The 19,123-nt window shown below is 61.6% G+C and carries 16 protein-coding genes and 1 tRNA gene; 6 read left to right on the top strand and 11 right to left on the bottom strand.

What is annotated here, in order from left to right; all coding sequences use genetic code 11:
* Positions 1 to 5: 5 nt before the first annotated feature.
* Positions 6 to 2,069 carry a hypothetical protein gene (locus tag Q0X18_RS08915; protein ID WP_297561207.1) on the bottom strand — a complete coding sequence of 688 codons (2,064 nt, stop codon included), beginning with the start codon at positions 2,067 to 2,069 and terminating at the stop codon, positions 6 to 8.
* 169 nt (positions 2,070 to 2,238) lie between these two features.
* On the opposite strand from Q0X18_RS08915, the gene greA reads away from it, so the two are divergent.
* Positions 2,239 to 2,718, top strand: coding sequence for a transcription elongation factor GreA (greA, locus tag Q0X18_RS08910; protein ID WP_297561205.1), 480 nt, complete (start codon positions 2,239 to 2,241; stop codon positions 2,716 to 2,718).
* Between the two features lie 135 nt (positions 2,719 to 2,853).
* The gene (gene surE, locus Q0X18_RS08905; protein ID WP_297561201.1) at positions 2,854 to 3,627 is read left to right on the top strand and encodes a 5'/3'-nucleotidase SurE; all 774 of its coding nucleotides are present in this window, start codon (positions 2,854 to 2,856) and stop codon (positions 3,625 to 3,627) included.
* An 18-nt stretch (positions 3,628 to 3,645) separates the two neighbouring features.
* Here surE and Q0X18_RS08900 read toward each other — a convergent pair whose 3' ends face one another.
* The 6 genes from Q0X18_RS08900 to Q0X18_RS08875 all read right to left on the bottom strand — a co-directional run bounded on the left by Q0X18_RS08900 (position 3,646) and on the right by Q0X18_RS08875 (position 12,875).
* Entirely contained in the window at positions 3,646 to 5,067 is a 1,422-nt protein-coding gene (locus tag Q0X18_RS08900; RefSeq protein WP_297561198.1) for a cell wall metabolism sensor histidine kinase WalK, read from the bottom strand.
* Positions 5,068 to 5,360: 293 nt separating this feature from the next.
* Positions 5,361 to 6,035, bottom strand: a complete 675-nt coding sequence (locus tag Q0X18_RS08895; protein ID WP_297563049.1) for a response regulator transcription factor — start codon at positions 6,033 to 6,035, stop codon at positions 5,361 to 5,363.
* Positions 6,036 to 6,147: 112 nt separating this feature from the next.
* Entirely contained in the window at positions 6,148 to 8,400 is a 2,253-nt protein-coding gene (locus Q0X18_RS08890; RefSeq protein WP_297561195.1) for an endonuclease MutS2, read from the bottom strand.
* Between the two features lie 58 nt (positions 8,401 to 8,458).
* Positions 8,459 to 10,198: a glycoside hydrolase family 13 protein gene (locus Q0X18_RS08885; RefSeq protein WP_297561192.1), complete on the bottom strand. Its 1,740-nt coding sequence runs from the start codon at positions 10,196 to 10,198 to the stop codon at positions 8,459 to 8,461.
* On the bottom strand, positions 10,195 to 11,523 hold the full coding sequence (locus Q0X18_RS08880; RefSeq protein ID WP_297561189.1) for a sugar ABC transporter permease: 1,329 nt from the start codon (positions 11,521 to 11,523) through the stop codon (positions 10,195 to 10,197). The genes Q0X18_RS08885 and Q0X18_RS08880 overlap by 4 nt, the downstream gene beginning before the upstream one ends.
* Entirely contained in the window at positions 11,523 to 12,875 is a 1,353-nt protein-coding gene (locus Q0X18_RS08875; RefSeq protein WP_297561186.1) for an ABC transporter permease subunit, read from the bottom strand. Before Q0X18_RS08875 ends, Q0X18_RS08880 begins: the two co-directional genes overlap by 1 nt.
* A 212-nt stretch (positions 12,876 to 13,087) precedes the next feature.
* On the opposite strand from Q0X18_RS08875, the gene Q0X18_RS08870 reads away from it, so the two are divergent.
* Positions 13,088 to 14,689: a succinic semialdehyde dehydrogenase gene (locus tag Q0X18_RS08870; RefSeq protein ID WP_297561182.1), complete on the top strand. Its 1,602-nt coding sequence runs from the start codon at positions 13,088 to 13,090 to the stop codon at positions 14,687 to 14,689.
* On the opposite strand, the gene Q0X18_RS08865 is transcribed toward Q0X18_RS08870, so the two are convergent.
* The 3 genes from Q0X18_RS08865 to Q0X18_RS08855 form a co-directional block, all read right to left on the bottom strand.
* On the bottom strand, positions 14,684 to 15,319 hold the full coding sequence (locus Q0X18_RS08865; RefSeq protein ID WP_297561179.1) for an anti-sigma factor domain-containing protein: 636 nt from the start codon (positions 15,317 to 15,319) through the stop codon (positions 14,684 to 14,686). The two genes, Q0X18_RS08870 and Q0X18_RS08865, sit on opposite strands and share 6 nt — an antisense overlap.
* Positions 15,316 to 15,870 carry an RNA polymerase sigma factor gene (locus Q0X18_RS08860; RefSeq protein WP_297561176.1) on the bottom strand — a complete coding sequence of 185 codons (555 nt, stop codon included), beginning with the start codon at positions 15,868 to 15,870 and terminating at the stop codon, positions 15,316 to 15,318. The genes Q0X18_RS08865 and Q0X18_RS08860 overlap by 4 nt, the downstream gene beginning before the upstream one ends.
* Positions 15,871 to 16,022: 152 nt before the next feature.
* Positions 16,023 to 16,442: an OsmC family protein gene (locus tag Q0X18_RS08855; RefSeq protein ID WP_297561173.1), complete on the bottom strand. Its 420-nt coding sequence runs from the start codon at positions 16,440 to 16,442 to the stop codon at positions 16,023 to 16,025.
* Between the two features lie 118 nt (positions 16,443 to 16,560).
* Here Q0X18_RS08855 and Q0X18_RS08850 point away from each other — a divergent pair, with 118 nt between their 5' ends.
* Positions 16,561 to 17,394 (top strand): alkaline phosphatase family protein, encoded by an 834-nt coding sequence (locus Q0X18_RS08850; protein ID WP_297561170.1) that lies wholly within the window; start codon positions 16,561 to 16,563, stop codon positions 17,392 to 17,394.
* A gap of 53 nt (positions 17,395 to 17,447) precedes the next feature.
* Here the strand turns inward: Q0X18_RS08850 and Q0X18_RS08845 are convergent.
* Positions 17,448 to 17,522, bottom strand: a tRNA-Thr gene (locus Q0X18_RS08845).
* 49 nt (positions 17,523 to 17,571) lie between these two features.
* On the opposite strand from Q0X18_RS08845, the gene rph reads away from it, so the two are divergent.
* Positions 17,572 to 18,288, top strand: coding sequence for a ribonuclease PH (rph, locus tag Q0X18_RS08840; RefSeq protein ID WP_297561167.1), 717 nt, complete (start codon positions 17,572 to 17,574; stop codon positions 18,286 to 18,288).
* Positions 18,289 to 18,342: 54 nt separating this feature from the next.
* The gene (gene rdgB / locus Q0X18_RS08835) at positions 18,343 to 18,954 is read left to right on the top strand and encodes an RdgB/HAM1 family non-canonical purine NTP pyrophosphatase (protein ID WP_297561164.1); all 612 of its coding nucleotides are present in this window, start codon (positions 18,343 to 18,345) and stop codon (positions 18,952 to 18,954) included.
* Positions 18,955 to 19,123: the final 169 nt, after the last annotated feature.

Genomic DNA, 19,123 nt, shown 5'->3' with positions numbered 1-19,123 from the left:
GTGCATTATGCGGTTTTGCCGCCCCGGTAGACCAGCAGTACCCACAGCAATAGGTGCATGCTCAGGGCCGCACCGGCCAGAACGACCCCCCAGCCATTATCCTGCCGCCACAGCCATAGGCCACCCGCAAAAGCCAGCAGTACCAGCAGGCCCCAACCCTGGTTATAGATAGGACTTCCGGGGAACAGGAGCTGCACAGTACGCCGCCAGGCCAGGTTGTCGGTGGTGCTTTGAGGCTTGGGCAGAAAAAAACAAAGCATGTGGTATAGCGTGAACACAAGAATCGCAGCAGCCACAGTCCAGGCCCAGAACGCACTGGGCCAGATGGGCAGGTCTCGCCAGGTAGCAAAAAAATCCGAACCCAGCCCTTGCAAGCTGCTCAACCCCACCGAGGCAACAATAATCCTGGGTGTTGGAACGGCTTCCCGCACCACCCCTGCGTCGCGGTACACAGGCGTCCAAAAGTCGCCACCCAGACCCAGGGCTTCACGCACGGCTGCCAGGGAAGGCGCTCTTTGGTAGGCCTGCGCCAAAGCCTCTGGAGTGCCCCGTCCCAACAGAACGTAAGTCCAAGGCGGGGCTTCCTGGAAAAGTCGCTGGGACTCACCAGGATTTTCTTTGGCCAGGGCGTAGGCCAGCAGGCCCCGTAATGGTGCGGTGTTGGCAAAACCGCGCAGGGCTTCTGCGGCTGCACTCGAGCGTAGCGTGCCCCGCATGAGGCTATCCTGCGCCAAGAGAGCCTCAGAACGGGCCATGAAGCCCCAGCTCAGCAAAGCCAGGGCTGCTAATGCAAACAAAACTAGAAGTATGCTGCGCTCACCAATGGTGGTATAGGCCAGAACACTGTGACGTAGGCGCAGCAACGGGTGTTGAAACCAGCCGACCAGCCAGCCCCCGCTAGAGCGCAGCCCACGTAGCTGGGCTGGTAGGTAGATTAGAGCCAGATACAGGAGCATTAGGCTGTACAGCCCCAGCAGCACCCAGGTGGCTGCAGCCATATTGGCTGAGGTAAGTGGGGACTGCCAGCCTGCGACCTGACGCAAGGCTGCACGGTAGCGTTGCCCCAGATCCGGACGGCCCTGGGCCTCGAGCCAGCCAACCTGCTCCCACAACATGGCTTTGGCGCCGGGTACTTGGGGTAGATACTTCAAAAAAAAGTCTGACCAAAGCAGACTTTGCTCAATCCCCTGCTTGCGCGCGACCCGTACCTGCATCAGCCAGGGTTCGAGCCAGCGCATTACCCCCGGCCCCCAGGCCAGTTCGGGGCGATGGCCGCGCTGGAGCAAATCCCGCCCGATGGACTCGAGGTCGGTTGGGTGAACGTTGTCCACCCCGAGGCTAAAAAAATACCAGTACGGGCGGTTGGAGGAAGGGCTTTGGTCGAGCGCGCCTGTACTGGTAGCCTTCAGTGTATCGAGGTACTCGCGAATTACTGCCAGGCTTTCCCACCGGCCCTCGTAGGGCTTACCGGCAAAAGCCCCAAGACCCAGCCGTCGGCCATCCTCCAGTAGCACAGTGAGTTCGGCATCGGCCTCCAGGGCCCGCACCTCTCCTGGAGGATAGTGCTGCGCGACCACTTTGGGCGATTGAAGGTCTATTTCCAGCACCAGCGGGCCCCGGGCAATAAAAGCCCGCTGCCCCAGCACTCTTGGGCCGACCCACTCACCCTTAAGTGGCAATTTCCAGCTACCCAGTACCAGCCCTTCGGGCGTGAAGGTCGGTAATGCCTTTGGGGGCTGAGCAGGGGTGGTGGATTGAGCTGCTGGTGGCGTAGGGGGAGGAGCAGAACGCACCTGCGTCTCCGCCTGTATGACGCGCTCGCCTACCTGAATGCTGATTTTGTACGTACCCTCTGCCGGTGGCGTCCAGGTTGTGGCCAGGCTGCCATTGAAGGTCTCGAGGTCTACCTCGGTGGTAGCTGCTTCCGAAGCGATTTTTAGGGTATAACGGCCTGGAGGAAAGTCAGCCCCCCGTATTTCAAGGGTCTGCCCAACCTGGGCCTCGGGGGATACGGCCAGGCTCTGGGCCAGCGCCATACCCCATAGGAGAACACCCGCTATCCAGCGCATGGCGTCATTTTATGCTACGGAAAAGTGAGATCGTAAAACCTATTTCGGTCAGCTAAGGCATCCAATTGCGATAAACTCGGGTAAAACCTGCGCTTAAGCTAGTCTGCTCTCGGCTGTACTATACTGAAGCTGGGGTCTACCTTGAGTAGACTCCTGGAGGTTTTGCTGAATGTCAGATAAAAAACCGGTATACCTTACCGCAGAAGGCAAGGCGCGACTCGAGCAAGAGCTTGCCTATTTGAAAACCGAAAAAATGCAGCAGATTGCCGATGAGATGGGCCGGGCCATCGCCGAGGGCGATTTGCGTGAGAATGCTGGCTACGATGAAGCCCGCCGGGCCATGTGGCAAAACAACAGCCGTATTGCCGAGCTCGAGGACATCCTCAGCCGGGTGCAGATTGTGGAATCGGGCAATGGTGTTCCCACCGAAGTACAGCTCGGGGTAACAGTCGAACTCGAGACCCCCAGCGGTCAGCGTATGAGCGTGACCATGGTCGGTAGCCACGAAGCCGACGTGTTCAGTGGTAAAATTTCCAACGAATCCCCTCTGGGCCAGGCCCTGATGGGCAAAAAAGTAGGCGATGAAGTGCAGGTCAAAAGCCCTAAAGGCAGCCAGACCTATGTGGTTGTTGAACTAGTGTACGCGTGATTACCAACCCGGGCTGCACTCGGGAATATAGGCCAAAGATTGCAAAACCCGATAAAGGTTGACTGAGGCGGATGGCTGGCCTCTATCTTTTGCCCTGCTTTGCACCCCGACACTTTAGGATTAGGCTAGTCGAGTATGCGAATTTTGGTTGCTAACGACGACGGCATCTTTTCTCCTGGGATCAAGGCGCTGGCTTTTGCGCTACGTGAGCTGGCCGAAGTAAACGTGGTAGCACCCGATGTAGAGCAGTCGGGCGTAGGGCACAGCATCACATTTCGCCGCCCCTTGCGCTTCAAGCACACCGCCTCGGCGGGGTTTGGCGAGATTCCAGCCTACCGAGTAGATGGAACGCCAGCAGACTGCGTGGTTTTGGGCAGTCGCCTGTTGGGCTGGCCCGACCTGGTGGTTTCCGGGATTAACATTGGCGTTAACATGGGCCTCGACCTCACCCATTCGGGTACGGTGGCGGCGGCTCTGGAAGGGGCTTCGCTGGGTATCCCCTCCATCGCGTTTAGCCTGGATGCTTCCGGCGAGGAGCTGCGCTTCGAGGAAGCTGCTCAGTATGCTGTGCCAATTGCCCGCTGGGTTTTGAAGCACGGCCTGCCTAACAAAACCCTTCTCAACGTGAATTTCCCCAACCGCACACCTCAAGGGGTAAAGATTACCCGCCTTTCCACTCACCGTTACGAAGACTCCATTGTCGAACGGGAAGACCCCGAGGGGCGGCCTTACTACTGGGTAGCTGGTAAACCTACCGCCGAGCTAGAGGAGGGTACCGATTACTGGGCAGTTCAGCACGGCTTTATCTCCGTGACCCCCATCTCGCTCGACTACACCAATCATGCTTTTGCTGCCGAGCTCGAGCAAAAGTTCAGGGTGCGCACCCCAAAAAAAACGGCCAGACGCTAAAATATTGTTGTGGCCGGCTCAGGCCAGTTGAGGGTGGGGAGCAGAGGCTTTTTTGAGGGATATGCTAAAGACCGAACCCTTGCCTGGCTCGCTCTCGGCCCATACGTTGCCTCCATGGGCTTCAACAATTGAACGCACAATCGCCAAACCCAGCCCGCTACCGCCGCGTTCACGGTCGCGGGCCTTGTCAACCCGGTAAAAACGCTCGAACAGATGGGGGAGATGCTCTTTACTAATGCCTTCGCCGTTGTCCTCCACCCGAAGAACCACTCGTTCGGCTAGGTCGAGCACAATGAGCTTGATCCGGGTGGAATTGGCTTTAATAGCGTTGGAAACCAAGTTGGCTACCACCTGATGGAGCCGCTCGGGATCGCCCAACACCCAGACATGGTCGGGGGCCTGCACCTCAATTTGTCCCTCGAAACTTTTGCTATATTCTTCCTCAATCTCGTTGAGCACAGTTTTTAGGTGCACCGAGCCCAGCTCAACCTTCCAGCTCCCGCCGGTTTTGGAGAGCTCGAGCAAATCGCCTACCAGCTTTTGCATCCGCTCCGACTCGCGCTTGATGATCTCCAGGCTTTCCTTCTGCTGCTCGGTAATTTGCGTTCGTCGTAGCAAATAGTTAACGTGCCCCAGAATGGCCGTTACGGGCGTGCGCAACTCATGGGAAGCGTCGGCCAGAAAGCGACCCTGGGTCTCCCAGGCGCTCTCGAGCCGCGTGAGCATGCGGTTGAGTGACTTGACCAGTGAGGCTACCTCGTTGTGGCCCTCGAGTTCAGGTAGCTTTTCGGGTTTGCTACTGACCTGCTCGGCTTTTTTGGCTACCCACTCGAGGGGCTCGAGGGTCTGTCGTACCAGGCGAAAGGCCAGCAAACCGCCAAAAATTAGCACCAATAGGGCCGTCGCTGTATAGGTGCGGGCGAAATCGGTGAGGGTACTCTGGATGCCCTCGGTGGACTTGCCCACCATCAGGATGACCAATTGGGGGCCTTGGGGAATACCAGCAATCTCGGTCATCAGGCGTTCGGCCCGCACGCGTAGGGGAACCTGGGTGCCATCTGGGCGAATGAGGACGGTTTGGGTATAGAAACCGCCGGAGCGCAAAACCTCTAGCAAGCCCTTTTCTGAAAGGGTCAGCGTGGCATCACCCATTGCCAGAGATTTGGCGATGGGAATAGCAGCCCCTTGCAGGATATCGCTGGGGGTGGGGTTGGGGAAAGGCACCCACAGGGCCTGGCCGTACACCGTGAGCGGTAAGCCCTCCAGGCTGCCTTGCTCGCGGATGAGGCGCTGGGCTGCCTGGGAGGTTTCAACCAGTTCGCGCCGGAGATTGTCGTAAAGGGTGAATTGCAGGCTGCCATACACCGACCCCCCGATGAGCAACAAGGAAAAAGCCAGCAGGGCCAGCGTCAGCAGGGTGATTCGGGTGCGAAGGGTCATGATTTTGGTTTCTTAGGGCTCGTACTGGGATGCCAAAGCCAGAGCTGCCACAGCGAGAGAAAAATACCAGCGTCGTTTTGGGCCAGAGCCCCCTGCCCCCAATGAGGCCCAACCAAAGAAAGCTACACGGGATACCTTCTTCAAATCGCTCATCGATAGCAGATGATCGTTCGAAAACCGCACTGCCCAACTACCATAATAGAGGCCTTGTATGATTCGAACAGGGCTTGAGTACTGGCTTAATATCACAGCGGAACGGGTTGATGCCCGGCCTCGGATGATGGCCTTGTGGCTCAGTCCTCGCGCAGCACGTAGCCCACACCGCGCACGGTGTGTATCAGGCGGCGCTCGCCGGTGCCCTCGAGCTTCTTGCGCAGGTAGCCGATATACACATCCACCACGTTGGAGCCGCCCTGGTAGCCGGGCCAGACCTTTTCTTCGATCTCGAAGCGGCTAAAGACCTTGCCGGGGCTTTTGGCGAGCAGCTCCAGGAGTTCGAACTCCTTGTTGGAGAACTCGATGCGCCGCCCTCCCCGGTAGACCTCGCGGCCCTCGAGGTTGATGATTAGGTCGGAGACCCGAATTTCGCCGGTAATGGCGGGGGTTACCCGGCGCAGATGGGCGCGGATGCGGGCCAAAAGCTCCTCGATGCTGAAGGGCTTGACCAGGTAGTCGTCGGCTCCAGCGTCCAGGCCCTCCACCTTGTCTTCCACCCGGTCTTTGGCGGTCAGGATCACGATGGGCACATTGGAGGTCTTGCGAATCCGGCGGGCCACCTCGAGGCCGTCCATTACGGGTAGCATCAGATCCATCACCACCAGGTTGGGGTTGGTCTCACGAAAGCGCGATAGGCCGGTAATGCCGTCGTAGGCCACCTCGGTGCGGTAACCCTCGGCCTGGAGCTCGAGTTCGATGAAGCGGGCGATGTCCTTTTCGTCCTCGACGATCAGGATCAGGGGTTGTTCCATACCTTCCATACCAGCAGGGTAGCCGGATTTCTCATGAGAAATATGGCTAATCTACTAAGAAAAAACTCAGATTTGCGCCCTGGATGAGACCGCGAGGGCCTACCGGCATGTGCTAGACGCGCAAATGCACCACGGTGACCCCGTGGCCGCCCTCGTAGGGCACCGCGTCGTGAAAGTGCTCCACCCGGCGGTCGCGCTTGAGCGATTCGCGCAGCGCATTGCGCAGGGCCCCGGTGCCCTTGCCGTGTAGCAGGCGAACGGGGGTGGTAGCGGTGGCCTTGGCCTCGGCCAGGTAGTCGTCTACGGCCAGCAACGCCTCCTCCACGGTCAGGCCGCGCAGGTTAAGTTCGGTGGGAATTTTAGCTTTGTGGGCTACGCGGCCTGCCGAAGGCTCGGGCCGTGGGGCGGGTCTGGGCTGTAGGCGCGCAACCGGCAGGGTAAGGCGCACCGCGCCCATCTGCAAGACGGCCTCCTGACCCCTTAGCTCCACCACGGTGGCCCGGCCCCCGTACTCGGGCACCTCTACTACCGTGCCTACCTGCAGGCCGGGCTGGGCGGGGGCGGGTTTCTCGGGGCGCTGGTAGCGGCTCCGGAGCTGGATGAGCTCTTGCAGGGCCTGCCCCTGGCCCTGGGTTTTGCGGCGCTCGCGGGCCTGGCGGATGCGCTCCTGGGCTTCTTTGACCACCTGCTCGGCCTGGGCCTGGGCCTCCTCGAGCAAGCGTGCTTTGCTCTGAGCCAGCTCGGCCAGTTGCCGGGAAAGCTCTTGTTGAAGGCGAGCGGCCTGCTCCCGTTCTGCCTGGGCGGCCTGGCTCTGGGCACGCAGGCGTTCCCGTTCGGCCTCGAGCGAGGCCAGCAGGCGCTCGAGTCGCCCGCCCTCCGGCCCCAGGAGGGCCTCGGCCCGCTCGAGCTGTTCTTGGGGAAAGCCCAGCCGCCGGGCGATGGAGAGGGCGTAGCTGCGCCCTGGTGCGCCTACCACCAGTTGATAGGTGGGGCGGAGGTGCTCGAGGTCGAAGCGCATAGAGGCGTTTTGCACACCGGGGGTGTCCTGGGCGAACGCCTTGAGCGGGGAAAGGTGGGTGGTGATCAGGCCGCGCACCCCTTTGGCCAGCAGCCCCTCCACAAAAGCCTGGGCCAGCGCGGCCCCCTCCTCGGGGTCGGTGCCCGAGCCCAGCTCGTCAATGAGGGCCAGGCTGTGGGGTGTGGCCTTTTCCAGTACTTCCTTCAGTCTCAGGAGGTGTGCGGCAAAGGTCGAGAGGCTCTCCTGAATGGACTGCTGGTCGCCGATGTCTACAAACAACCTGTCCGGGAAAGCCAGCTCTGCACGCTCGGCGGCCACAAAAAGCCCGCACTGGGCCATCAGCACGGCCAGACCCAGGGTTTTCAGGAGGGCGGTCTTGCCGCCCATGTTGGGGCCGGTGATGAGCAGGATTCTGTGCGCTGGGGTGAGCTCTATGTCGTTTGCAACAGGGTTGCCAATCAGCGGGTGGCGGGCGGCCTCGAGCCGGTACAGCCCTTCCCGATTGAGGCGGGGCCGCACCAGTCTCCAGTCTTCGGCCAGGACGGCAGCAGCCCGGGCCATGTCGAGTTCGGTGAGGGCCTGCAGGGTCTGGTCGAGCTCCTGGTCGTGGCCCAGCAGGGCCGACAGCTCGAAGAGCACCCGGTTGACCTCGGCTTCTTCCTCGAGCCGCAGACTGGCGAGCTGGTTGTTGAGGGGAACCACCGAGGCGGGCTCGATGTACACCGTAAGCCCCGAGTCGGACTGGTCGAGCACAATACCTGGAATCTTGTTCTGGTGACTGGCCCTGACCGGTATCACGAAGCGGTCGCGCCGGAGGGTGATGAAGCGCTCCTGGATGGCCTCGGGGTGCCGATCCATGAGCTGGTGCAGCCGATCCTGAATCTGTTCGCGCAGGGGATTGACCCGCCTGCGAATCTCCCGCAGCCGGGGGGTGGCCTCGTCGCGCACGTTGCCAGCCTCATCGAGCGACTCCCGGATGCGCCGCAGAAAGAAGGTGTGCTCGCCGATGCGGCCCGCCAGGGCCTTGAGGTGCTCGCCTATTTCCAGCAGCTCGTGCCGGAGTGTTACAGCCGCCTCGAGGCTGGCCGCTACCTCGCGTAGCTGGGGCCCTTCCAGCCGGAGCCCTTCCCGCGCCGCTGCCAGGGCCGGTCGCAGGTCGTTGATGCCCCCCAGCCGGTAGGGATAGGCCAGGGCCTCGGCCACGGTGGCCTGCTGGGCCTGGGCCTCCTCGAGGGTGCGCTTGGGCTCAAGGGCCAGAAGGGCCTCCCGCCCCATAAAGGTGGAGGCTCGCTCGGCCAGAGCCTGGCGAATACGGTCAAAATCCAGCGATTCGGTAACCTCCTGCATACCCAACCCAAAGGGTCAGTATAGCCCAGGCGGCTGTGCGGGATACGACGCAGGTTACTTATCGCAAGCGAAATACCCCCAGCCCCGAGACCCAGGTAGCGCCCTCCAGGGTCTCGCCGGTCAGCAGGTTTTCCGACCTGGGCAACAGCACCTGGGTGGGCTCGAGGGTGGCATACACCCAGACCTCTTCATCTTCGTACTGCCGCTTGTAGGCCAGCAGTTTTTCCGAGACCTGCAAGGGCTGCAACCCTCCCCGTCGCAGGGCTGGTACGCTCTTTTTGAGCCGGATGAGGGTTTTAACCCAGGCCAGCACCTCGTGGTTCCAGCGGCGTTCATCCCAGGGAAACGTACCCCGGCACATGGGATCGCCGTTCCAGTCGTGGTAGGGGTTGGTCTGGTCGAGCCCGATCTCGTCGCCGTAGTAGAGGCCCGGCGCGCCGGGAAAGGTGAGCAGAATGCCCAGGGCCAGCTTGAAGCGCTCCACATCCCCCGAGAGCCGCCACAGGGCCCTGGGAATATCGTGGCTGCTAATCAGGGTGTACATGCTCTGGCGGAGCTGCAGCGGCAGGGCGGTGTAATGGTCCCACAGGGTATCCCACACCGCCTGGCTCGAGACCGCCACCTCCCAGCCGTACACGTTTTTGCCCGATAACCACTCCATCACCGGGTTGGCAAACCCGGCGTAGTGCATAGAGCCATCCAGGGTGTGGGCCCGCAGGGTGGGTAGGGTGTCGAAGAACAGCTCGCCAAACACCAAGGCCTCGGGGTTTTCCTCCATGCTGTTGTGTTTGATCAGGCGCAGGATTTCCGCGTTGCGCCGGTCGGTGCCCCCTTCGCCCATCTGGTGGGCCACGTCCAGCCGCCAGCCATCGGCCCCCTTGCGAATCCAGTGCCGCACCGGGGCGTGGTAGCCGTCAATCCAGCGCTCCACTGTGAGGGGGTTGGCGTAGTCCAGCTTGGGCAGGGTTTTGACCCCGTAGAAGGCGGCGTACGAGCCGTCGGCGTAAAAAGTGAACTGCCCGGCCTCGGGGGAGGTGGGGTCTTGCAGGGCTTTCTGGAAGTCGGGGTGGGTGTTGCCGATGTGATTGAAAACCCCGTCCAGCACCAGCTTCATACCGCGCCGGTGCAGGGCCTCGACCAGCTTTTCGAAGGCCTGATTGCCCCCCAGGTGGGGGTCTACGTTGTGGTAGTCGCTGGCGTCGTAGCGGTGGTTGGAGCCCGAAGGCAGGATGGGGTTGAGGTAGAGGGCCTCGATGCCCAGCGCCTCGAGGTAGTCGAGCTTCTCCAGAATGCCCTCGAGGTCGCCCCCATAGTGCTGGATAGGCCCCTCGCCCGGCCCGTAGCTCACGGGTTCGTCCCACTCTTTGCGCACGATGGGCCGGCCCATATACACCCATTCACCGCTCTGGGGGTCGTTGTGGGGGTTGCCGTTGCGAAACCGGTCGGGAAAGATCTGATAAAACACCGCCCCCACCGCCCAGTCGGGCACGGTGGGCTGGGCCAGCAGGTGAAAAAACTTGTCGTAGCGGGGCATGGGGCCCTGTAGCCCATCTGCTGCGAGGTAGGCCTTTTCCTCGGTCAGAAAAAAGCAGTACCGCAAAGGGGAGGCGTGCAGCGGGAGCCTGGTTTCCAGCCCGCCCGGCACGGCTTTCATGGGCCGCCGCTCCACCTCGCCGTAGCGCTCGAGGATCAGAAAACCGGCCCGGGCCGGGGTGCGCAGGCGCAGGGTGATTTCCTGCCCCAGCTCGGGCTTCAGGGGGTCTACGCAAAAAGGCTCCCAGTCGTGGTAGTGTCTCATTCCTTCACCGAGCCCGCGGTATACCCCGAAACAAAGTAGCGCTGGAAGCCATAGAAGGTCAGCAGGATGGGCAGCGAACCCAGCACCGAGGCCGCCGCAAACAGCCCCCAGCGGGTGGAGAACTGCCCGGTGGTAAAGTTGCGCAGGCCCATTCCCACCGTCCAGGAGTCCACTCCGGTGAGGAACAGGTTGGCCACAATGAACTCCGAGTAAGTACCCACAAACTGCAACAAGAAGATGAACACGAACATGGGGGCCGAAAGCGGCATCAGGATTTTGGTAAACACCTGCCACTTGCTAGCCCCATCAATCAGGGCGGCTTCCTCCAGGCTTTTGGAGATGCTCTCCAAAAATCCTTTGTATACCCAGGTGCCAAAGCTGATAATCCCGCCCGAGTAGGCCAGTACCAGGCCGGTAAAGGTGTTCAGCAGGCCCAGGTTGGAGATCAGAATGTAGGTTGCTACCAGCCCCAAGAAACCGGGGAACATCTGGATGAAGATAAAGACCAGCAACATGGGGTAACGGCCCGGAAAGTTGAAGCGGGCGAAGGCGTAGCCCGCCGTGGCCGTGAGCAGCACTGCCAGGATACCGGTAATGCCCGAGACAAACAGGGTATTGCGCACCCAGAGCACAAATTTGGCCTCGGTGCCCTGGCCCGTAAACTGCGCAGGTGAGAGAAAAATGACCAGGGTAAAGCCCAGGAGGGCAAAGGCCGTCAGGCTGCGCCCCTGCAGCCGACCCCAGCGGCTGTCGCTATCGTTATCGCCGATGAGGCGGCGGTAGGCGGCCAGCACCAGCACCAGCAGCAAACACAGCGCCGCGACTACGAGCAAAAAAGCCTGGTAGGGGTAGAGGATAAAACCATCGAATAGCTTGGCGTAGTTTTCCAGGCTGAGCTGGGAAAAGTCCGGTATCACTCGAGCCCGCACCAGCAGGCTGTCGCTGGCGGGGGGCAGGATGCGGTACAGGGTGTTGCGGGGGTCGAACGAGGCGGCCAGAATCTGCAGCACCGGGTAATACGCAAAGACCAGCACCAGGAACATAAACTGGTGCGTGAGCCCCTGCCCCACCAGCGGCCAGAAGCTGCGCTTGCGCTGGGTTCGCCGGTTAGCCAGCAGGGTGGCCAGCCAGGCGTACAGCACAATCAGGCCCATCACCACCAGAAGGCCACCCAGGGCATAAACCCAGCCGTTCTCGATACGGACGAAGCCAGGGGGGGTGTTGGGCTGGATGCGGGCCAGCAGGCCAGGGAAGTAGACAAAGAGCACCCAGGCCACCGGCAGCCCAAATAGAGCCCAACCGAGGTAGCGCAAAATGGCGGCCATCAGCGCACCTCCCGCAAAGCCCCGGTGAAGCGGAAGTTGATTAAGCTAATGGCAACGGTGAGGAAAAAAATCAGGATGGAGATAGCCCCACCCAGGCCATAAGCCTGCCCTCCATCGGCCTGGAAGGCGGTTTTATAGGCCCAGGTGATCAGGATGTCACCGGCCTGGGCCGTGGAAGGCCGCCCTTCGACCCCTGGCTGGGGGCCCATCAGGTAGATCAGGCCAAAGTTGTTGAAGTTATAGGCAAAAGAGCCCAGCAGCAGCGGGATAAAGGGCTGGCGCAGCAGGGGCAGGGTGATGCCGGTGAGGGTCTGAAAGCCGTTGGCACCGTCAATTTTGGCCGCTTCGTAGACGTCGTCCGGGATGGTCGAGAGCGCGCCCAGGGTGGCCGTCATCCAGTACGGGAAGCCCAGCCACAGGCTAATCAGCAGGGCCGACATCTTGAACCACTCGGGGTCGGTGAGCCAGGGAATGGGGTAAGCGCCCAGCAGTCCCAGCAGGCGGTTGATGGGGCCAAACTGCACGTTGAGCATGGCCGTGAAGATCTGCACGCTGATGACCACGGGGATGGCCCAGGAGATAATCAGGGCTGTGCGATAAAAACCCCGCAAGGCCAGGTTTTTGTTGTTGAGTATCAGGCCCAGGATGAGCCCAGGGATGGCCCCCACCACAACCGCCCCTGCCGCAAAAATGATGTTCCAGACCAGAACGGGAATCAGCACCGCACCGGCACGGCTGAAGATTTCCACAAAGTTGCGGAAGCCGATGAACCTGAACTCGTTGATCTTGTAGACCAGGGTGGGTGCGAAGGGTGGGGGTGCGGTGAGGGTGATGGTATTGCCGCTGGCCTGCTCGACCCGAACGCGGGCCCGCTGGGTACGGGTGGTGATCTCCAGGGCCTGGCCGGCACAGTCGGGCTCATCGCAGCGCAAGAGGTCGTGGGCATTGCCCTCCACGAATAACTGCCGCCCCTCTACCCGCACGATGGCGGTTTCGGTGGAGCGGTCGGGTTTGCCGTTGCGAATCCCGGTGTAGTCGGTAAACGCGTAGTAGATGGTCAGGATGATGGGGAATACGGTGAAAGCCAGCAAGAAGGTGATGGCCGGAAGCAGATAGTACCAGTCGGTGAGGTAGGGCACCCTGCGCCCCAGTACAACCAGAATGGGAATCAGGACGAGCGTGCCAAAAATCAGGATCAGGTAGCCCGGATAACCCTCTTCTACCGGCCTGGGGAAAGCCGCCTGCAGGGCCCAGAACAGCAGGAGCCCTGCCAGCGCAGCCACCATCAGGGCCCCTCCCAACAGCCCAATAGCGATCAAAAAACCTCGAGCGCCAGGTGGAGAACGATACATTGCAGACCTCCGTCGTGGGCGTTGCTTGGGATGGCCCAACCAACGTACCTTTTTAAACGCCACTAGCATATACTCGAAGGCTCCATTTTGTAAGTCCGCGGATACCCAAATAATCCCATTTGGTCAGTGTGGAAGCGCTTTTATGCTTTGCCGACCTGGGTGTAGGAGGGGTATTGACTCGAGGATTTTTTCGGCCCACCATGGGTTTTAAGATGATTGAAACTGGACGGTTGCGGGTGATTAATCCCCCACGGGAGACCCCTCAGTTTACCCCTGAGCTGCTGGAACAACTGGCCCGGCGGGTCTTTTTGTCGGGTCAGGGTACCCCGCATACCCTGTACTCTCCTTTCGATGGAAAAGTGCTGGGGGTTATACCGTTGTGCAGTCCCGAGGACGTGCGCCAGGCCGTGGAGCGTGCCCGGCAGGCCCAGCCGGCCTGGGCCCGAATGGATGCCAGGTCTCGAGCCCGCATCATGCTGCGCTTCCACGACCTGCTGCTAAAGCAGCAGGCCGAGATCCTCGACCTGACCCAGTACGAGACCGGCAAGGCCCGCCGCGATGCCCAGGAAGAACTGCTGGACGCGGCCATTGTGGCGCAGTATTACGCCACCCGTAGCCCCGGCTGGCTGCGCCCCCGGCGCGTGGGCGGAACTTTTCTGGGCCTGACCCAGACCTGGGAGTACCGCCACCCGGTCGGGGTGGTGGGGGTTATCTCGCCCTGGAATTATCCGCTGGTGATGGCGGTGAGTGAGCCCATCCCCGCGCTAATGGCGGGCAACGCGGTGGTGCTCAAGCCCGACCCCCAGACCACCTTTACGGCCCTCTGGATTCAGGCCCTGCTGGAGGAGGCCGGACTGCCGCGCGACCTTTTTCAGGTTGTGACCGGGGGTGGCGAGGTGGGCGAGGCCCTGGTGGCTACAGCGGATTTTATCGCCCTGACCGGAAGCACCCCCACCGGGCGCAAGGTGGCCCGCCAGGCCGGAGAACGGCTGATTGGGGTGAGCCTGGAGCTGGGCGGCAAAAACCCCATGCTGGTGCTGGAGGACGCCAACCTCGAGGCTGCTGTAGACGGCGCTATCCACGGGGCTTTTGCCAATGCCGGGCAGCTTTGCGTCTCCCTCGAGCGCATCTACGTGCACGAGAAAGTCTTCGAGGCTTTCACCCGGCGCTTCGTGGAAAAAACCTCGAGCCTGCGTTTGGGGGCCACCCTGGATCACCGCTCGCAGATGGGTTCCCTCACCGTCCAGCGGCAGTTCGATACCGTGCTGGCCCACGTGCAGGACGCTGTGGCGAAAGGGGCCAGGGTGCTCACCGGGGGTCGGCCCCGGCCCGACCTGGGGCCCCTGTTCTTCGAGCCCACCATCCTGACCGATGTAACGCCCGAGATGCGGGTGTACCACGAAGAAACCTTTGGCCCGGTGGTCAGCCTGTACAAGTTTAGTGACCTCGAGCAGGTGCTGGCCCAGATCAACCACAGCGAGTATGGCCTCAACGCCAGCATCTGGAGCAAGGACTTACGCAAAGCCCGCGCGCTGGCCGCCCGTATTCAGGCTGGCACGGTCAACATCAACGAAAGCTACGCCGCGGCCTGGGCCTCGATGGATGCGACCATGGGGGGGTTCAAGGCCTCGGGTCTGGGGCGACGGCACGGTCAGGAGGGGCTGTACCGCTTTACCGAGCTACAGACCATTGCCATTGAGCGTCTCATTCCCGTCACCGGCCCGGCCTGGCTGCCCAGGGGCTGGTACGGGCGCATCGTGACGGCTCTACTCAGAGCCCTCAAATGGCTCTATCGCCTGTGGTACCGGCTATGAGGTCGGCACCCGGCCCAGCGGCCGGGTAGGTGTGGGGCTACCGCCGGGGGGCTCGAGGCTTACCCCCATCAGGTCGAAGCCTTCGTAGTTGGTCTCGAAAACCCGCCCCGTGAAGACCCCTAGCGAGACCGGGGGTGCGCCGTGCTTGCGGCCCCAGGCCTGATAGACCTTGCCTCGAGGCGGCGGTTCGCGCAGCACCATTAGGCAGGGCCCCTCTTCCCGCCAGAGCATGGTGCCAAAGGTCTGGCCCTGGTCGTTTCGGATGAGTTGCCACTTGACCTCAGGATCGCTCAGCCAGCGGGCCAGCTTGGCCTGTTCCTCGGCCAGAGCCTGATAGCGGCGGTACTGTTCCACCCCGAAGCCGCCCAGCCCCAGCAGGATTAGGGCCGCCGCAGCCCAGCGCAGGAAATCCCGCCTGGGAGAAACCCTGCGCTGCACCTGGGCCCAGACCCTCGGGGGCGGCGCAACCGGGGGGAGGCTTTCCGGCAGCTGGTACAACACCGCCCTGAGTTCGGAAAGTTCCGCCCGTAGTTCGGGGGAGCTTTGCAGGGCCTGCTCGAGCTGGGCTTTCTCCTCGCCTTCCAGAAGGCCCAGGGCGTAGTCGGGGAGCAGTTCGCGGAGGTCTTTCATGCTTCCTCCGAGACCGCTTTTCCGCCCAGATACTCGCGCAGTTTGAGCAGGGCCCGCCGCAGCCGGGTTTTGACCGTGCCCAGGGGCAGGTTGTGGCGCTCGGCCAGCTCGCTGTGGCTGTAGCCGTCGAAAAAGGCTTCTTCCAGCAGCTTACGGTCGGTGGGCTCGAGCCTACCCAAGGCCCGCCTCACCAGAATCCGGTCGGTGGGGTCGTCCTCCCGCCAAAGGCCCAGCTCCTGCTCGGGGTTGTGCAGGTCGAGGTCGTCTATTTTGGGGGGTCTGGCCTTGCGGTTACGCAGACGCGATAGGGCAAAATTGCGCCCAATGGTGAACAAAAAAGCCGCCACACCCCCGCGCTCGGGCTGATAGCGGGCGGCTTCTCGGTAGAGCTGAACAAAGCTGTCCTGCAAGATTTCTTCGGCCTCCTCGGGGCTTTGGAGCATCCGCAGGAGAAGGGCGTACAGCGAGGGGCTATAGCGGCGGTATAGCTCTTCCAAAGCTCGCTCATCCCCTTTGGCGAGGCGCGACATCAGGGCAATGTCTGGCTCCACGCCTCTATTCAACACTACGTTTGGCGCTGGCGCTATAGATGTTCAAGTGAGATGGATACTCGAGCGCCTCCTGGTTTAGCTGTCCGGGCCGGTTGAAGCCTGGCCGCTGAGGAACCAGTTTTGTACGAAGGCGACTGAAAATCTGCAAAAGGTCAGACCAGCTTTGCCTCCAGGGTTATTTCAGGCACCGCGGCCAGGGCCTTGGAGATGGGGCATTTGGCCTTGGCTTCCTGGGCCAGCTCTTGAAACTTTTCTGGGCTAAGTCCGGGCACCTTGCCCTCAAGGTGCAGCTCAATTTTGCTGATGGTGGGCCCCTCCCCCAGGTGCACCCTGGCGGCGGCGCGTAATTCTTCGGGGGGGGTGTTGTTGTTGGTCAAGAGGGCCGACAAAAACATAGCAAAACAGCCAGCGTGGGCTGCCCCAATCAGCTCCTCCGGGTTGGTGCCGCTGGCTTCGGCAAAGCGCGAGGCCCAGGTGTAGGGCCCTTGGTAGACCCCACTCTCCAGTTTCAGGTGTCCCTGACCTTCTTTTAGCGTACCTCTCCAAACCGCACTGGCCGAACGTACAGGCATAAAAACTCCTTTCAACCCCTATCATGCAACCGGCCCTTGTGGTCTGGCTGTGTCGCAGGTCGCAAGTTGGGCAGGGTGGTGGTTTGACCTTTCTTGCGTATGGGCGCACAATGCCCTCGTGCTGGCTTTCTTGTTCGTGGATGGGCTGGGGCTTTCCCACGACCCCCGCAGCGCCCCGAGGCGCCTGAACCTGCCCACGCTGAAGGCTTTGAGCGGCGGGTTCAGCCAGGAGCCCTTTAGTCGGCCCAACCTGGCCTACCGCGTCCTGGATGCCCGGCTAGGGGTGGAAGGCCTGCCCCAGTCGGGCACCGGCCAGACTGCCCTGCTGACCGGGCTCAACGCGGCCCAGATGCTGGGATACCACCAGGGGCCGCACCCATTAAGCAAGCTCCAAACCCTTCTGCAGCAGGATAGCTTGCAGGTCTGGGCTACCCAGCGGGGTTTGCGGGTGTTGCACGCCAACGCCTACCGCCCGGAATACCTGGAAAGAGTGCAGAGCAGCCGCCGCAACCTGCTCTCGGCTTTTGGATTTGCGGCCAGGGCAGCCCGGCTCGAGCTCCTCCCTATGCATCATCCCCAGGCCCTCCTGCCAGCCTTCTGGCCCGAACCCGAGGCCGCCGGTGCACGCTTTGCCCAGATAGCCCAGCAACACGACCTGACCATCCTGGAACACTGGGCGCTGGATTACTCGGCCCATCGCCTCCCGGAAAAACTCGATGAGCGCTGGCTCGAGCTGGATCGCTTCCTCGAGGGCTTCCTGAACGCCAACCCCACTGCCACCCTGATTCTTACCGCCGATCATGGCAACGCCGAAGAACCCTGGCATACCCAGCACACCCTCAACCCGGTGCCCCTCATCGTCTATGGGGCCTTGGCAGGCAAGGTTCCAGCCATGCACTCGCTGACCGAACTGGTGCCCTGGATCAAGCAACAATTTCTGGGGTCAAGTTGAAGCGAAAACGCAAACCCGAGGATTCGCACCCTCGGGTTTTTCGCGTCCTGGACTGGAGCCGGTGGTCGGATTTGAACCGACGACCGCTCGATTACGAATCGAGTGCTCTACCGCTGAGCTACACCGGCACGCCTCGGTCATTTTAGCGGCAAGAGCGCATGTGGTAAAGTCTCGGCGATGAAACGCAAGGATGGCCGTACGGCCCAGGAGTTGCGCCCCCTTACCCTGCACATGGGTTACACCCATTACGCCGAAGGTTCCGCGCTCGTCGAGCTGGGGAATACCAGGGTGCTGGTGACCGTCTCGCTCACCGATGGGGTGCCCCGCCACGTCTCGGGCCGCGAAGGCTGGCTCATGGCCGAGTACAGCCTGCTGCCCCGCTCCACCAAAGAACGCAAAGAACGCGAACGCCAGAAAATATCGGGCCGCACAGCGGAGATTCAGCGTTTTTTGGGGCGGGCTTTCCGTGCTGCGCTGGACTTAAGCCTGTTGCCCAATAAAACCGTGGTGATAGATGCCGACGTAATTCAGGCCGATGGCGGAACCCGCGTGGCTTCGCTTTTGGGGGGCTATGCGGCGCTGCATATGGCCATGGATCGGCTGGTCAATCAGGGCAAGCTGGACGAATGGCCCCTCACCGAGTTCGCTGCGGTGAGCGTGGGTTGGATGAGCGATGGCAGCCTTTTGCTCGACCTAACCCACCTCGAGGACGAGAACGCCTGGGCCGACCTGACCGTGGTGGCAACCCAGTCCGGCGACATTATCGAGCTGCACGGGGCAGGGGAGGGACGTCCAGTGCCCAAGGCTACCTATCAGGCCATGCTGGAGATGGGACTGTCGCATATTCCCGAGGTGGTGCGGCGGGTTCACGCCCAGCTCAAGAACCGGGTTTGAGTGAAGTCTGCAGGTAACCCCTCTACTCGGCTTTTTGTGGATAAGATGTTCTAGATGCGCCTGCTGATTGCTACTTCCAACCCCGGCAAGTTCCGCGAGATCAGAGACGGGCTCGCACCTTTGGGTTGGACGCTGTTTTCCCTGCTCGACTACCCCTTCAAGATGCCGCCCGAGGAGGGCTCTACCTTCGAAGACAACGCAGTGCTGAAGGCGGCTTTTGCCGCTAAGCACAGTGGTATGCCCACCCTGGCCGATGACTCGGGCCTCGAGGTCGCCGCATTAGGGGGCGAGCCAGGGGTGTACTCGGCCCGTTACGGCAACAAAAAAACCGACACCGAGCGCAACGTATACCTGCTCGAGCGCCTTAAAGGAATTCCCCCCAGCGCGCGCAAGGCCAAGTTTGTGGCCGTGCTGGTAATTGCCTACCCCGATGGTTACATGGAACTTTACCGGGGCGAGACCGAGGGAGAGATCCTCGAGGCCCCCCGTGGGGAGTGGGGTTTTGGCTATGACCCCTTGTTCTACCTGCCCGAGGTAGGCAAAACCTTTGCCGAGATGACCCTGGAGGAAAAAGCGGTGCACTCCCACCGGGGCAAGGCCCTGCGGATGCTGGTAGAGGCCCATAAATTCGGATCTCCCCGCAAGGAGCAGCCGCTGCAGGAATAGCCCTACCCGAAGCCCATCTGGCCTCTGGGCCTCGTACAACCGAATAGCCCGTGAATCCGTCCCGGCTACCGGTACGTAAATATGGGTGGAGGTGACATATGAGACCGAGCAGGCCACCTTGAGGGTCGGGGTGCGAAGTTTGCCAGATGCTTTTCGATGAAACGCGTAC

The sequence above is a fragment of the Meiothermus sp. genome, from assembly GCF_026004075.1.
GTDB lineage: Bacteria > Deinococcota > Deinococci > Deinococcales > Thermaceae > Meiothermus.
This window is presented reverse-complemented; position numbering and strand designations above follow the sequence as displayed.

Coding starts and splice junctions, on each gene's coding strand:
- Q0X18_RS08895 (WP_297563049.1), bottom strand. CDS start 6,035: ATGGAACAACCCCTGATCCTGATCGTCGAGGACGAAAAGGACATCGCC.
- rdgB (WP_297561164.1), top strand. CDS start 18,343: ATGCGCCTGCTGATTGCTACTTCCAACCCCGGCAAGTTCCGCGAGATC.
- Q0X18_RS08900 (WP_297561198.1), bottom strand. CDS start 5,067: ATGACCCTTCGCACCCGAATCACCCTGCTGACGCTGGCCCTGCTGGCT.
- surE (WP_297561201.1), top strand. CDS start 2,854: ATGCGAATTTTGGTTGCTAACGACGACGGCATCTTTTCTCCTGGGATC.
- rph (WP_297561167.1), top strand. CDS start 17,572: ATGAAACGCAAGGATGGCCGTACGGCCCAGGAGTTGCGCCCCCTTACC.
- Q0X18_RS08880 (WP_297561189.1), bottom strand. CDS start 11,523: ATGGCCGCCATTTTGCGCTACCTCGGTTGGGCTCTATTTGGGCTGCCG.
- greA (WP_297561205.1), top strand. CDS start 2,239: ATGTCAGATAAAAAACCGGTATACCTTACCGCAGAAGGCAAGGCGCGA.
- Q0X18_RS08915 (WP_297561207.1), bottom strand. CDS start 2,069: ATGCGCTGGATAGCGGGTGTTCTCCTATGGGGTATGGCGCTGGCCCAG.
- Q0X18_RS08870 (WP_297561182.1), top strand. CDS start 13,088: ATGATTGAAACTGGACGGTTGCGGGTGATTAATCCCCCACGGGAGACC.
- Q0X18_RS08875 (WP_297561186.1), bottom strand. CDS start 12,875: ATGTATCGTTCTCCACCTGGCGCTCGAGGTTTTTTGATCGCTATTGGG.
- Q0X18_RS08890 (WP_297561195.1), bottom strand. CDS start 8,400: ATGCAGGAGGTTACCGAATCGCTGGATTTTGACCGTATTCGCCAGGCT.
- Q0X18_RS08855 (WP_297561173.1), bottom strand. CDS start 16,442: ATGCCTGTACGTTCGGCCAGTGCGGTTTGGAGAGGTACGCTAAAAGAA.
- Q0X18_RS08865 (WP_297561179.1), bottom strand. CDS start 15,319: ATGAAAGACCTCCGCGAACTGCTCCCCGACTACGCCCTGGGCCTTCTG.
- Q0X18_RS08885 (WP_297561192.1), bottom strand. CDS start 10,198: ATGAGACACTACCACGACTGGGAGCCTTTTTGCGTAGACCCCCTGAAG.